Source organism: Pseudomonas sp. HS6 (assembly GCF_023375815.1).
Lineage (GTDB): Bacteria > Pseudomonadota > Gammaproteobacteria > Pseudomonadales > Pseudomonadaceae > Aquipseudomonas.
The window spans coordinates 3112376-3125842 of sequence record NZ_CP067412.1 but is presented as its reverse complement, the minus strand read 5'-3'; the positions used below and the strand labels follow the sequence as shown (position 1 = coordinate 3125842).

At 60.5% G+C, this 13467-nt stretch carries 11 protein-coding genes and 1 pseudogene; 9 read left to right on the top strand and 3 right to left on the bottom strand.

The genetic code is table 11. The annotated features are described in order from the left end of the window. The first annotated feature begins 117 nt into the window (after nucleotides 1-117). Complete coding sequence (locus tag JJN09_RS14080; protein ID WP_249490653.1) at nucleotides 118-2007, top strand: methyl-accepting chemotaxis protein; 1890 nt, start codon at nucleotides 118-120, stop codon at nucleotides 2005-2007. Nucleotides 2008-2202: 195 nt separating this feature from the next. Next, a pseudogene (locus tag JJN09_RS14075) lies at nucleotides 2203-3198 on the top strand (YbhN family protein). On the opposite strand, the gene JJN09_RS14070 reads toward JJN09_RS14075, so the two are convergent. Beyond that, nucleotides 3167-3361: a hypothetical protein gene (locus tag JJN09_RS14070; protein ID WP_249490652.1), complete on the bottom strand. Its 195-nt coding sequence runs from the start codon at nucleotides 3359-3361 to the stop codon at nucleotides 3167-3169. The pseudogene JJN09_RS14075 and the gene JJN09_RS14070 overlap by 32 nt on opposite strands. Nucleotides 3362-3452: 91 nt before the next feature. Further along, on the bottom strand, nucleotides 3453-4301 hold the full coding sequence (gene purU, locus JJN09_RS14065) for a formyltetrahydrofolate deformylase (protein ID WP_249490651.1): 849 nt from the start codon (nucleotides 4299-4301) through the stop codon (nucleotides 3453-3455). Nucleotides 4302-4638: 337 nt separating this feature from the next. Here purU and mvaT point away from each other — a divergent pair, with 337 nt between their 5' ends. Further along, nucleotides 4639-5016 carry a histone-like nucleoid-structuring protein MvaT gene (gene mvaT, locus JJN09_RS14060; protein ID WP_007933316.1) on the top strand — a complete coding sequence of 126 codons (378 nt, stop codon included), beginning with the start codon at nucleotides 4639-4641 and terminating at the stop codon, nucleotides 5014-5016. A 102-nt stretch (nucleotides 5017-5118) separates the two neighbouring features. Here the strand turns inward: mvaT and sbcB are convergent, their stop codons facing one another. Continuing rightward, nucleotides 5119-6549, bottom strand: a complete 1431-nt coding sequence (sbcB, locus tag JJN09_RS14055; RefSeq protein ID WP_249490650.1) for an exodeoxyribonuclease I — start codon at nucleotides 6547-6549, stop codon at nucleotides 5119-5121. A 180-nt stretch (nucleotides 6550-6729) separates the two neighbouring features. Here sbcB and JJN09_RS14050 point away from each other — a divergent pair, with 180 nt between their 5' ends. The 6 genes from JJN09_RS14050 to JJN09_RS14025 are packed head-to-tail and all read left to right on the top strand — an operon-like array spanning nucleotide 6730 to nucleotide 13446. Beyond that, nucleotides 6730-7455 (top strand): RDD family protein, encoded by a 726-nt coding sequence (locus JJN09_RS14050; RefSeq protein WP_249490649.1) that lies wholly within the window; start codon nucleotides 6730-6732, stop codon nucleotides 7453-7455. After that, complete coding sequence (locus tag JJN09_RS14045) at nucleotides 7452-8429, top strand: stage II sporulation protein M (RefSeq protein WP_249490648.1); 978 nt, start codon at nucleotides 7452-7454, stop codon at nucleotides 8427-8429. Before JJN09_RS14050 ends, JJN09_RS14045 begins: the two co-directional genes overlap by 4 nt. Continuing rightward, complete coding sequence (locus tag JJN09_RS14040; RefSeq protein ID WP_249490647.1) at nucleotides 8416-9960, top strand: DUF4129 domain-containing protein; 1545 nt, start codon at nucleotides 8416-8418, stop codon at nucleotides 9958-9960. The genes JJN09_RS14045 and JJN09_RS14040 overlap by 14 nt, the downstream gene beginning before the upstream one ends. Continuing rightward, a complete protein-coding gene (locus tag JJN09_RS14035) occupies nucleotides 9957-11120 on the top strand; it encodes a DUF4350 domain-containing protein (RefSeq protein ID WP_249490646.1) in 1164 nt (387 codons plus the stop codon). The genes JJN09_RS14040 and JJN09_RS14035 overlap by 4 nt, the downstream gene beginning before the upstream one ends. Next, entirely contained in the window at nucleotides 11117-12118 is a 1002-nt protein-coding gene (locus tag JJN09_RS14030; RefSeq protein ID WP_249490645.1) for a MoxR family ATPase, read from the top strand. Before JJN09_RS14035 ends, JJN09_RS14030 begins: the two co-directional genes overlap by 4 nt. Continuing rightward, nucleotides 12115-13446 (top strand): DUF58 domain-containing protein, encoded by a 1332-nt coding sequence (locus JJN09_RS14025; protein WP_249490644.1) that lies wholly within the window; start codon nucleotides 12115-12117, stop codon nucleotides 13444-13446. The genes JJN09_RS14030 and JJN09_RS14025 overlap by 4 nt, the downstream gene beginning before the upstream one ends. Nucleotides 13447-13467 lie beyond the last annotated feature (21 nt).

The window sequence follows — 13467 nt, the reverse complement described above, 5'->3', positions numbered from 1 at the left end:
GGTCCGTGATTTCCCTAAGGAGAGACGGAAATATCACTCAGCTTTCACACCTGCCCATTTTGCGCGCCTTTATAAAAGCACGCCCTGGACATTAAGACCTTAGCGGAACCCCAAGCCATGAACAAAAATCTACGCTTCAGCCATAAAATTTTGCTTGCCGCCGCCCTCATCGTCATTGCCGCCTTCGCCTCGTTCACGTTGTACAACGATTGGCTACAGCGCAATGCAATCCGCGATGACCTGAACAATTACCTCAACGAGATGGGCGAGGTCACTGCCGACAACATCCAGACCTGGCTCAGCGGGCGCATCCTGTTGATCGAGAACGCTGCACAGAACATCGCCATCAATCCCGAACCTGCCGCCGTTGCCAGCCTGCTGGAACAGAAAGCCCTGACTTCGACGTTCATGGCTTCTTACCTTGGCGACGCCACCGGCCACTTCACCATCCGTCCGGATGCGAAGATGCCGGACGGTTTCGATCCACGGGTTCGCCCCTGGTATAAAGGTGCCGAAAGCAGCAGCACTTCGACCCTGACCGAACCGTACATCGACGCGGCCACCGGTCAGACCATCATTTCCATCGCCACCGCCGCGAAAAAGGCCGGTCAGAGCGTGGGTGTGGTGGGCGGCGACCTGAGCCTGCAAACCCTGATCAACACCCTCAGCGCCCGGGACTTCTCCGGCATGGGCTACGCGTTCCTGGTCAGCGCCGACGGCAAGATCCTGGTGCACCCGGACAAAGCCCTGGTGATGAAATCGCTCAGGGAAGCCTATCCGCAGGACACGCCGCGCATCAGCAGCGACTTCAGTGAAGTCACCGTCGACGGCAAGACCCGCATCGTCACCTTCACCCCGATCAAGGGTCTGCCGTCGGTGAACTGGTACATCGGCCTGTCGGTGGACAAGGACAAAGCCTTCTCGATGCTCAGCCAGTTCCGCACCTCGGCCGTGATTGCGACCGTGATTGCGGTGGCCATCATCATCGCCCTGCTCGGCATGCTGATCCGCATCCTGATCCAGCCGCTGCACGTCATGACCCGCGCCATGGAAGACATCGCCGACGGCGAAGGCGACCTGACCAAGCGCCTGACCATCCAGAATCAGGACGAATTCGGCGTACTCGGCACCGCCTTCAACCGCTTCGTCGAACGAGTTCACGGTTCGATTCGCGAAGTGTCGTCCGCCACCGGGCAAGTCAACGAAGTCGCCCTGCGGGTCGTCGCCGCTTCGAACTCGTCGATGTACAACTCCGACCAGCAAGCCTCGCGCACCAACAGCGTGGCCGCCGCGATCAACCAGCTCGGTGCCGCAGCCCAGGAGATCGCCCGTAACGCCGCGCAGGCCTCGACCCAGGCCAGCGACGCCCGGGGTCTGGCCGAAGACGGCCAGCAAGTGGTTGATCGCAGCATCAAGGCGATGAATCAACTGTCGAGCATGCTCAGCGCTTCGAGCAGCAACATCGAATCGCTGAACAGCAAAACCGTGAACATCGGCCAGATTCTGGAAGTGATCACCAGCATTTCCCAGCAAACCAACCTGCTGGCACTCAACGCGGCCATCGAGGCAGCGCGGGCCGGTGAAGCCGGGCGCGGTTTTGCCGTGGTGGCGGACGAAGTGCGCAACCTCGCCCACCGCACTCAGGAGTCGGCGCAACAGGTGCAGACCATGATCGAGGAGCTGCAAGTCGGCGCCCGCGAATCCGTCAGCACCATGAGCGACAGCCAGCGCCATAGCCAGGAAAGCGTAGAGATCGCCAACCTCGCCGGCGAGCGCCTGAACAGCGTGACCCAGCGGATTGGCGAGATCGACGGCATGAACCAGTCGGTGGCCACCGCCACCGAGGAACAGACCGCCGTGGTCGAATCGATCAACGTCGACATCACCGAGATCAATACGCTGAACCAGGAAGGCGTGGAGAACTTGCAGGCGACGTTGCGTGCCTGTTCGGATCTGGAGCAGCAGGCTTCGCGGCTGAAGCAACTGGTTGGCAGCTTCCGGATTTAAGCCGCTCCCCCGGATGTCTTCGCGGTACAGTCCGCGAAGACATCTTCACCTCCCGCAAAACCTCCCCCACCCCACCGCATATCCCGACCGAACATCTATTCTGGAGAAAGGTCAACACGGGACATCAACAAGCGGAGGGGCACTCGCTGTGCATATCGCTGAAACCACGCTGGCACGCCAACACGGACTTCACGCATGAGTCGCGGCATTCTGTTGCTGATCGGTCTGCTGGCCGCCGTACTGATCCCTTCCTTACTGGGCGGCGGTGAAACCTGGACTCGGCTGCAAGCCTTTCCTCTGCACTGGCTGTCGATCCTGCTGGCCATGATTTTGCTCTGCTGGGGCATCAATACCTTGCGCCTGCGATTGCTGCTCGGCGATCAGCGTGAACGGGTCACACCGCTGAAAAGCCTCGGCGTGGTCATGGCCGCCGAGTTCGCCTGGTGCGCCACGCCCGGCGGCACCGGCGGACCGCTGACGATCATGGCGCTGCTGGCCCGTAGCGGCGTGCGCCCGGCCCGGGGCAGCGCGGTGTTTGCGATGGATCAGTTGAGCGACCTCCTGTTCTTCCTGTGTGCATTGGGCGGGATTCTGATTTATGCGCTGTTCCAGCATCTGAGCGACCGGATGGAATGGCTGCTGACTGTCAGCGCCATATCGCTGTTCGGCGGGCTGTTCAGTTGCGTGCTGGTGGCGCGTTATCACCGGATGCTGATTCGCTTGAGTGGCCGGCTGCTGATGCGCATGAATGTGCAACCCGCTACGCGGCGGCGCTGGGCACGCAAGCTGCTGCATTTTCTCGCGGCGTTCACCGATGCCCTGAAACTGCCTCGGCAAACACTGTTCAAGGTGTTTGCCCTGACGTGCGTGCATTGGTCACTGCGTTACAGCGTGCTGTATCTGGCGCTGCGCGGGCTGGGAGCGGACGTGTAGTGGGCCTGGACGTTTCTGATTCAGATGCTTTCGTTGGGAGCAGGACAGTTCAGCCTGTTGCCGGGCGGGGCCGGGGCGGCGGAGCTGACCTCGGCGGCGCTGCTGGCGCCCATGGTGGGCGCCTCCACCGCAGCGGCAGCGATCCTGATCTGGCGGGCGATGACGTTTTACTTCTACCTGCTGGTGGGCGGGCCGATTTTCATGCTGATGCTCGGTCGCCCATTGCTCAGGAAGCTGATGAAGGTGCGCCAGGTTTAGTGTCGTCCGGTTTCTCTTCATTGAGCTGTTCCCACAACGCGGCGGCGTCGGGGAAGTCCGTGCCATCTTCCGGGCCCAGGTCACCCGGGTCATACCGGCTCAGACAGCCCTCGCCCAGGGTGGCGGGCGCTTTGGAGGTGGCTTTGTCCAGTGGATCGCTCATGGGCATGTCCTCAAGGGCTGAAACAAGGCGTAAAAAAGGGCCTGAAGCGATTGAACGCCCAGGCCCTTTGTTTTTCAACCGAAAGGTTCGATCAGAACACGACGGTCTTGTTGCCGTGCACCAGCACGCGGTCTTCCAGGTGATAACGCAGACCACGGGCCAGCACCATCTTCTCGACGTCACGGCCGAAACGCACCATGTCTTCGATGCTGTCGCTGTGGCTGACGCGCACCACGTCCTGCTCGATGATCGGGCCGGCGTCCAGCTCTTCGGTCACGTAGTGGCAAGTTGCGCCGATCAGCTTCACGCCGCGCAGCGACGCCTGGTGATATGGCTTGGCGCCGACGAACGACGGCAGGAAGCTGTGGTGAATGTTGATGACCTTGTGCGCGTATTCGCGGCACATGTCCGGCGGCAGGATCTGCATGTAGCGCGCCAGCACCACCACTTCGGCATCGTGCTGTTTGACCAGACGCGATACTTCGTCGAAGGCCGGTTGCTTGTCCTGCGGATTGACCGGGACGTGGTAATAAGGAATGCCGTGCCACTCGACCATGCTGCGCAGGTCGTCGTGGTTGGAGATCACGCAGGAGATCTCGCAATCGAGTTCATCACTGTGCCAGCGGTGCAGCAGGTCGGCCAGGCAGTGGGATTCACGGCTGGCCATCAGCACCACGCGTTTTTTCTGCTCGGTGTCGGTGATGCGCCAGTCCATCGAGAACTCTTCGGCGATCGGTGCAAACTTCTCGCGTAACACCTCGATACCGAAAGGCAGGGAGTCGGCGCGGATTTCGTGACGCATGAAGAACCAGCCGACCTGGTTGTCCGAGTGGTGGCTCGCTTCGGTGATCCAGCCATTGTGGGTCGCCAGAAAGTTACTGACTTTGGCAACGATGCCAACGCGGTCCGGGCAAGAAATCACCAGCCGAAAAGTGCGCATGAGGGGGAAACTCCAGAACTTCGCAAAGGCGGCCATTCTAGCGACTACGCCGCAAAACTGCAGTATTCATGAGCCTTGAGCCCCGCCCGGCCTCACTGCACGTTTTTTGACACCGGCAAACGCCAGAATGATGGCGCAGTAATAGCCCTGCACCAAGCGATCGCTGTGAATATCTGTGAAGACTGCATCACATTATTTAACTGAATATTCAATTCATGGCTTTTCAACGTAACTAATCCAAATAAAAACCCCGGTTAAATGTTTACTTGATGAAACAGCCTGACTATTATTGCCGCACTGTCCCCTGCCATCGCGCACTCCCAATAAGGTAGTAATCATGTCCTTGATCAACGAATATCGTGCCACCGAAGAAGCAATCAAAGAGCTGCAAGCCCGTTTGAAGAACCTGTCGCAAGACGACAAACTGCAAACCGAGCTGGAATTCGAAGGCAAACTGCGCACCCTGATGGGCGAATACTCCAAATCCCTGCGTGACATCATCGCGCTGCTGGATCCAGAGTCCAAAACCAAGGCCCCACGTGGCGGCGCAGTAAAAACTACCGGCACCAAGCGTGCACGCAAAGTTAAACAATACAAAAACCCGCACAACGGCGAAGTCATCGAAACCAAAGGTGGCAACCACAAGACTCTGAAAGAGTGGAAAGCCAAGTGGGGCGGTGACGTGGTTGAAGGCTGGGCTACCCTGCTGGGCTAAGCCGCAACCCTTGTCGCAGACCCGTCTGCGACACCAAAAGAAACGCCAGCATCCGCTGGCGTTTTTTTATGCCCGTCGTTCAAGCGACGGACATGTTCGATTTCAAAGATTCAAACGTTTGCGCAATGCCTGGACATAATTCTGCCATTCAACCAGCACCTCACGCTGTAATGGCGTGGCACTAAGCAGCCATTGATCTGCGGCCTCTGTAAAAGATTGCAAGGTATTAGGGGCACCCCATTCAGGCTCGGACAAGCGCTGCCGGCAAAAGATTTGCCACCGCTCTTGCTCTTCGAAATTCAACGTATCGGGAAAGTTACGTGCTCGATATCGAAACAACAATTCAGGCAAACGTTCGTCATCGAACGGCCATTGCTCTCGCGCTAATTGAGCAGGATCTGCCGTCCTCACTTGCTCACATAGTCGGCGGTCGCGATCTCCGATAAATCCGTCGTACAACTGTTGTTCGGGATCTTCACTCGGGGTGAAATCTTCGCTGGCATAAATCGCCGAGACTTTATCTTTCCAAACTTGTTGTGCGTCACTTAGTCGCAATGCACGCGCTTGATACAGCGCCATGTCCAGACCCAGACGCTGCTGATCTTCAGCTCTCAGCACCGACAACGGCGCCACCACCGGGCACTTGTTGATGTGAATAAGCTTGAGCGGCACCGGCAACTCGCCTTCGACCAGATCCTCACGACGGGTATACAGACGCTGACGCAATGTCTGCGCATCCAGATCGAGCAAGCCCTGCGGGTCCAGGTGCAGATCACAGACAATCAACGCGTTCTTGTTGCGCGGATGCCAGGCCAGTGGCAGCACCACACCGACATAACTGCGTGCCGCCGAGAAGCGTCCGGAAATGTGCACCATCGGCTGCAACAGGCGAATCTGGTCCAGAACCTTCTGTTTGCTGCGCAGCTGGAACAGCCAGTCATAGAGCTTTGGCTGCTTCTCGCGGATCAACCGGGCCAGGGCAATGGTGGCGCGCACGTCCGACAGGGCTTCGTGGGCATTGCCGTGATCGATGCCATTGGCGGCGGTCAGGCGTTCGAGCTTGAGCGTGACCTTGCCTTCATCATCGGTCGGCCAGACCAGACCATCGGGGCGAAGCGCGTAAGCGGCACGCACCACATCGATCAGATCCCAGCGACTGTTGCCGCCCTGCCATTCACGGGCGTAAGGATCGAAAAAGTTGCGATACAGGCTGTAGCGGGTCATCTCGTCGTCGAAACGCAAGGTGTTATACCCCGCACCACAAGTGCCGGGAGCCGCGAGCTGGGCGTGAACACGGGTCATGAAGTCAGCCTCGCTCAAGCCTTGCTCGGCGAGACGGCTCGGGGTGATACCGGTGATTGCGCACGCCGCCGGGTGCGGCAGGATGTCTTCGCTGGGCTGGCAGTAAAGATTGACCGGCTCGTCGATTTCGTTGAGTTCGTGGTCGGTGCGGATCCCGGCCACCTGCAACGGACGGTCATTTCGGGGATTGATGCCGGTGGTTTCGTAGTCGTACCAGAAGATGGAAGTCACGGGCGGTTCCTGAACTGAAGATCGGCAAAGTCTAGGCGTTCGACGGCTGTCACGGCCAGCGCGGCATCATTCGGGCACATTTGGTTGAACGATGTGTATGACATAGTTATGTCGTTTTCCCCCGAGAGACTGCTAGCATCGGATTCACTTGCATCCCGATCCGGCAACATCAGGTAGCCCATGCTCGAGACCACAGCACCGCCAAGGAAAGCAACGCTGGCCCCGTCACTGGACACGCGGCACCAGGTCGAAACGCCGGAAGGCATCGACCTGCCGCTGCGTCCCGCCGGCCTGATGGTTCGTGCTATAGCGTTCACCATCGATCTGGGTTTGCGCGGGTTGATCATGGGGCTGCTGTTTCTGCTGCTGGCGTTGCTCGGCAAACTCGGCATCGGTCTCGGTTCACTGCTGCTGTTCGCCGTGAGCTGGTGGTACATGGTGCTGTTCGAAGTGCTGCGTCAGGGCCGTTCGCCGGGCAAGCAATGGATGGGCCTGCGGGTGGTGCACGACGATGGCACGCCGGTCGGCTGGTCGGCCTCCTTGCTGCGCAACCTGCTGCGTTTTGTCGACCTGATGCCGTTCGGCTATTTCCTTGGCGCCATCAGTTGTCTGCAACACCCGACCTTCAAACGCCTCGGCGACATTGCCGCCGGCACGCTGGTGATCTACAGCGAACGCCCGCTCAAGCGTCCGCAGTTGCCTGATGCCGAACCCCGCCGCTCGCCAATCCCGCTGACCCTGACTGAACAACGCGCCCTGCTCGCTTTCGCCGAGCGTCAGGGTGAACTGTCGACCGCTCGGGTCAATGAACTCGCGGCGCTGCTGGCTCAGCCGTTGCACATCAGCGCACCGAAAGCCGTCGGCGAACTCAACGGTATCGCCCGCGGCCTGCTGGGGCCGACATGAAGCAAAGCCTTTTCGAAACCCGCCACAAGGCCGAATGGGAGCGATTCACGCTCTCCCTCGACCGCCTGGAACGAGGCAAGAACACTTCGCAGGTGGCCGAATTTCCCAAGGCCTATCGGCGACTCTGCCAACATCTGGCGCTGGCGCAGGAACGTGGCTACAGCAGTTTTCTCGTCGATTCGCTGCAGCAACTGGTGCTGCGTGGCCATCAACAGCTTTACCGTCACCGCAGCCAGCTCGGCGCCAACCTGCTGGGCTTCATCCTGGCCGGATTTCCACGGTTGGTACGCGCCGAATGGCGCTTCGTACTGGCTGCCGGTTTGCTTTTTTTCGGCAGCCTCATCGGTTTCGGGTTGCTGGTGTACCTGTTCCCGGAGCTGGTCTACAACCTGATCCCCGCCGATCAGGTGCGTGAGATGCAGAGCATGTACGACCCCGCCTCCGGCCATCTCGGGCGCTCGGCCGAACGCGCCGCCAGCGAAGACTGGGTGATGTTCGGCTACTACATCATGCACAACATCGGCATCGCCTTTCAGACCTTCGCCAGCGGTTTGCTGCTGGGCGTGGGCAGCGCGTTTTTCCTGCTCTACAACGGTTTGATCATCGGCACCGTGGCCGGGCACCTGAGTGAAATGGGCTTCGGCCAGACCTTCTGGTCCTTCGTGATCGGGCACGGTGCCTTCGAACTCACCGCCATTGCCCTGGCCGGGGCGGCGGGGCTGAAACTGGGTTGGGCGTTGATCGCACCGGGACGCCTGACACGCGGCGAGGCCTTGAGACACGCAGCCCGCCAGAGCGTATTGCTGATCTGCGGTGTGATGCTGTTTCTGTTGATTGCCGCGTTTATCGAGGCTTATTGGTCGTCACGTATCGGCGTCACGCCGCAAACCAAATTCCTGGTCGGCGCCGGACTCTGGCTCTGCGTGGCGACGTACCTGCTGTTCGCCGGAAGGACCCGCCATGCGCCTGAGTGACGCGACCGTGGTGATCCGTCCGCGCAGCACCTGGGAAGCCATGGACCTGGGCGTGCTCATGAGCCAGCAGTATCGGCGCTTGCTGATGACCAGCTGGGCCATCGTCACCCTGCCCCTGTTCGCGGTGCTCAGCCTGCTTCTGTGGGATTCGCCGTCGCTCGCGGTGTTCATCTTCTGGTGGCTGAAACCGGCGTACGAACGCTTGCCGCTGTACATCCTTTCCAAAGCGCTATTCGGCGAAACGCCCACCTTGAAACAGGCATTACGCCAATGGCCAAAATTGCTCAAACCGCAGTTGCTGGCGAGCCTGACCTGGCGGCGATTGAGCTTCAGTCGCAGCTTCCTGATGCCGGTGGTGCAACTCGAAGGTTTGGGCGGCCTCGCACGCCAGCAGCGCTTGCGAGTATTGCTGCAACGCAATGCCGGCGCTGCTCAGTGGCTGACGATTATCGGCGTCCATCTGGAAACGGCGCTGTGGATTGGCCTGATGGTGTTGTTCTACCTGCTTTTGCCACAACAGGTCGAAACCGATTGGGACTGGCAAAGCCTGATCTTCGCGGCCGACCACCAATGGCGCTGGCTGGAACATCTGACCAATGCCTTCTATGCACTGATACTGGTGATCTGGGAACCGATCTACGTCGCCTGCGGTTTCAGCCTCTACCTGAACCGGCGCACCGCGCTCGAAGCCTGGGACATCGAACTGGTGTTCCGCCGTTTGCGCCAGCGTCTGAACAGCAGCGCACTCGGTTTTCTGTTGGTGGTCTGTCTGCTGCTGCCTGGAGTCCCCTCGGCATGGGCTGCCGACCCTGCCACGGCCCCGGATGCGCCCCGACTCCTGAATCAGCCACTGACCAGTCAGGCATCCCGCGACAGCATCAAGGCCTTGCTTGAACAACCGCCGTTCAAGAACAAGGAAACCGTCACCCGTTACCGCTTTGGCGAAGACCCCGCCACCACCGAAAAAACCAAGGACGGCAAGGCACCGCAATGGCTGAAAACCTTGCTGGGCTGGCTCAACGGTCAGCACCTGAACGGGTTGGCCCAGGCCATTGAAGTGTTGCTGTGGGCCGTCGTGATCGGAGCGCTCGGCTGGCTGATCTGGCGCTATCGCGAATTTCTGCGCACGTTTGTCAGCCGTCACCAGCGACTGCCTGAGCGAATAAAACGCCCCGTACCACAGCAAGCCTTCGGCCTCGACCTGAGCCGGGAAACCCTGCCCGACGACATCGCCGCCAGCGCCGAGCAACTCTGGCAAACCCAGCCCCGCGCGGCGCTCGGCCTGCTGTATCGGGCGTTGCTCAATCATCTGCTGCACGACTTCAACCTGACCCTGAAACCCTCCGACACTGAAAGCGAAGTTCTGGCCCGGATCGAACACTTGCAGCGTCCGGATCTGCTCGCCTACAGCCGACATCTCACCGGCCACTGGCAAAACATGGCGTATGGGCACAGGGTGCCGGCGGCGCATCTGCAACAAGAATTGTGCGATGGCTGGCGCACCCTGTTCGGCCACGGAGCTGCCCGTTGAACCGGCGCGCACTCTGGCTGGTCGGCGCGCTGATCGTCGCCCTGTTGGGCGTATTGGGCGTTTATCTGTACCTCAAGGCCACGCCTTACCAGACCGTGGTCGATCACGGCCCTTCCCCCGCCGCGCAAGCCAATCCTTATCTGGCGGCGGAGATGTTTCTACGCGGTCGCGGGATAGACCTCGGTCATGCCGAAAGCCTCGCCGTGCTGCCCGAGATCGACCCCCGCCGACACACGCTGCTGCTGTTCAACGACCGCTCGAACATGACCCCGCGCCAGGTCGATCAAGTCTTGAACTGGGCCCGGGCCGGCGGACGACTGGTGTTCGTCGCAGAATCGATCTGGGATGAGAAGACGGGCCAGAGCAATGACCTGCTGCTTGACCGCGTGCAACTGCATCAGTCCCTGAGCAAGGATCTGAAAGACCCGCCGCCGGATGCCGACGAAGACCCCTACCCCAACCTGACAAAGCTCTATCTGGAAGACGAAGACGCTCCCGCCTACGCCGGGTTCGACACCGCGTTCCACCTCGACGACCCGAAAAACCTCGCGCAGGCCTGGGCCAACAGCGCCCGTGCCACGCACATGATGCAACTGCCCTATGGCGTCGGCTCGATCACCGTGGTCACCGATGCCGACCTGTGGAAAACCCCGGCGATTGCGCAACACGACAACGCGTGGCTGCTCTGGTATCTGAGCGCCGATACCGCTGTGACGCTGCTGTACAACACCGAACATGACGGTCTGCTGACCCTGCTCTGGCGCTACTTCCCACAAGCCATCGTCGCCCTGTTCGCGTTGATCGGTCTGTGGCTGTGGCACGTCGGCATGCGCCATGGCCCGGTGCAGGCACCTGCCCCCAGCGGTCGTCGGGAATTGATGGAACACCTACGCGCCAGCGCCGACTTCATCCTCCGTCACAACGGTCAACATACCCTGCTGCAAGCCTTGCAGCAGGACGTCTTGCGCCGCGCCCGTCATCGTCATCCCGGTTTCGACCAATTGAACGTCGCCGAACAATGGCTGGCCCTGTCACGCCTGACCCATCAGCCGACCCGTGCCATCAGCCAGGCCCTGAGCCCGGCACCGAAGCGGCGCATGTCCAGCGCCGAATTCTGCCGTCAGGTCGCCCACCTGCAAGCCTTGAGGAACTCGCTATGACCGAACACATCGAACCCGGCTCGCCCAGCCACGCGGCCCAGCAGCGTCACCGAGCCAGTCAGTTGGCGCAAGCGGTGCGCGGCGAATTGCAGAAGGCGCTGATCGGCCAGAACCCGGTGATCGACGACGTGCTGACCGCGCTGATCGCTGGCGGTCATGTGCTGCTCGAAGGCGTTCCCGGCCTTGGCAAAACCCTGCTGGTTCGCGCCCTGGCAAAATGCTTCGGCGGCGAGTTCGCCCGCATCCAGTTCACCCCGGATCTGATGCCCAGCGACGTCACCGGCCACGCTGTCTATGACCTGCAAACCGAGCAATTCAAACTGCGCAAAGGCCCGTTGTTCACCAACCTGCTGCTGGCCGACGAGATCAACCGTGCCCCGGCCAAGACTCAAGCGGCACTGCTCGAGGCAATGCAGGAACGTCAGGTCACTCTGGAAGGCCGGGCCCTGCCGATTGCTCAACCGTTCATGGTGCTCGCCACGCAAAACCCGATCGAACAGGAAGGCACTTACCCCCTGCCCGAAGCCGAGCTCGACCGCTTCATGCTCAAGGTGCGCATGGATTACCCCGACGCCGATCAGGAGCTGGACATGGTGCGTCAGGTCAGCCGCTCGACCCGCGCGGACATGCTCGACGTGCAACCGCTACGCACGGTGTTGCAGGCCAAAGACGTGCAGGCCCTGCAACGCATCGCCAGTGATTTCCCACTGGACGATCAGGTACTCGACTACGCCGTACGATTGGCGCGCAGCACCCGCACCTGGCCGGGGCTGAGCCTCGGCGCCGGGCCACGCGCCTCCATTGCATTGGTGCGCTGCGCCCGCGCCCGAGCGTTGTTGCGCGGTGGCGAATTCGTGATTCCCGACGACATCAAGGGCTGTGCACTGGCGGTGTTGCGCCACCGCGTACGCCTCGCCCCCGAGCTGGACATCGAAGGGCTGCAAGTCGATCAAGTCCTTCAGCAACTGCTCGACCAAGTGCCGGCGCCGCGCCTGTGAAACCCTCGCGCCTGCTGTTGATCTGGCTGGCGATCCTGCTGGCCATCGGCATTGTGCTGGGCACGTTGCAGGCGCTGGATGTGGAAGTGCCCTCGAGCCTGTTGTCGATCAACTGGGGGTTGCTGCTGGCACTGTTTGCGCTGAGTCTGCTGGACGCACTGCGTCTCAGGCACCAGCCCTCGCCCCGCGTGCACCGACAGATGCCCGGCAGCCTGGCACTCGGTCGCTGGAGCGAAGTCCGGCTGGAGGTCGAACACTATTTCGACCAACCGCTGGCCATTCAGATCTTCGACCACGTACCCGACGGCCTCAGCTACGAAAATCTGCCGCTCGACATCGAGCTACAACCGGGCCAGCGCAGCCAGATCGGCTATCGCCTGCGTCCGCTCAAACGCGGTCATTTCACCTTCGAAACCTGCGAACTCAACCTGCCGAGCCACTTCGGCCTGTGGTCGGGCAAACGCCTGCTGAACATCACCGACCATACCCGCGTTTACCCCGACTTCGCCCGCCTCTACGGCGGCCAGTTGCTGGCGGTCGACAACTGGCTCAGCCAACTCGGCGTACGCCAGCGCCAACGCCGTGGCCAGGGGATGGAGTTCCATCAACTGCGGGAATTTCGCGAAGGCGACAGCCTGCGTCAGATCGACTGGAAAGCCACCGCCCGCCATCGCACGCCGATTGCCCGGGAGTATGAAGACGAACGGGATCAGCAGATTGTTTTCATGCTCGATTGCGGACGACAGATGCGCAGTCAGGACGGCGAGCTGTCGCATTTCGATCACGCGTTGAATGCGTGTTTGCTGTTGAGTTATGTGGCGTTGCGCCAAGGGGATGCGGTGGGCTTGTCGACCTTCGCCAGCGATCAGCCGCGGTTTATTGCACCGGTCAAAGGTGCGGGGCAACTCAAGGTGTTGCTCAACGCTGTTTACGATCTGGAGTCCTCGAAAAAACCCGCCGATTACCTCGCGGCGGCCAACCAGTTGTTGACCAGACAGAAGCGCCGGGCGTTGGTGGTGCTGGTGACTAATCTGCGGGATGAGGAGAATGAAGAGTTACTGGGTGCCGTCAAACGATTGAACGTGCGGCACCGGATATTGATAGCGAGCTTACGCGAGGGCTCACTCGACAATTTACGGCACAGTCCCGTGCAATCCGTACCCGACGCGCTTGCCTATTGTGGCGCAGTAGATTATTTGAATGCCCGATTTGCGCTTCGTGAACGATTAACTTCTCATGGAATCCTTGTACTGGACTCGATCCCCGACGCGCTGGGTGCCGAGTTGGTGTCACGATATCTGGATTTCAAGAAAGCGGGAAACTTGTGATCCGCGGCAGGACACCTTTTC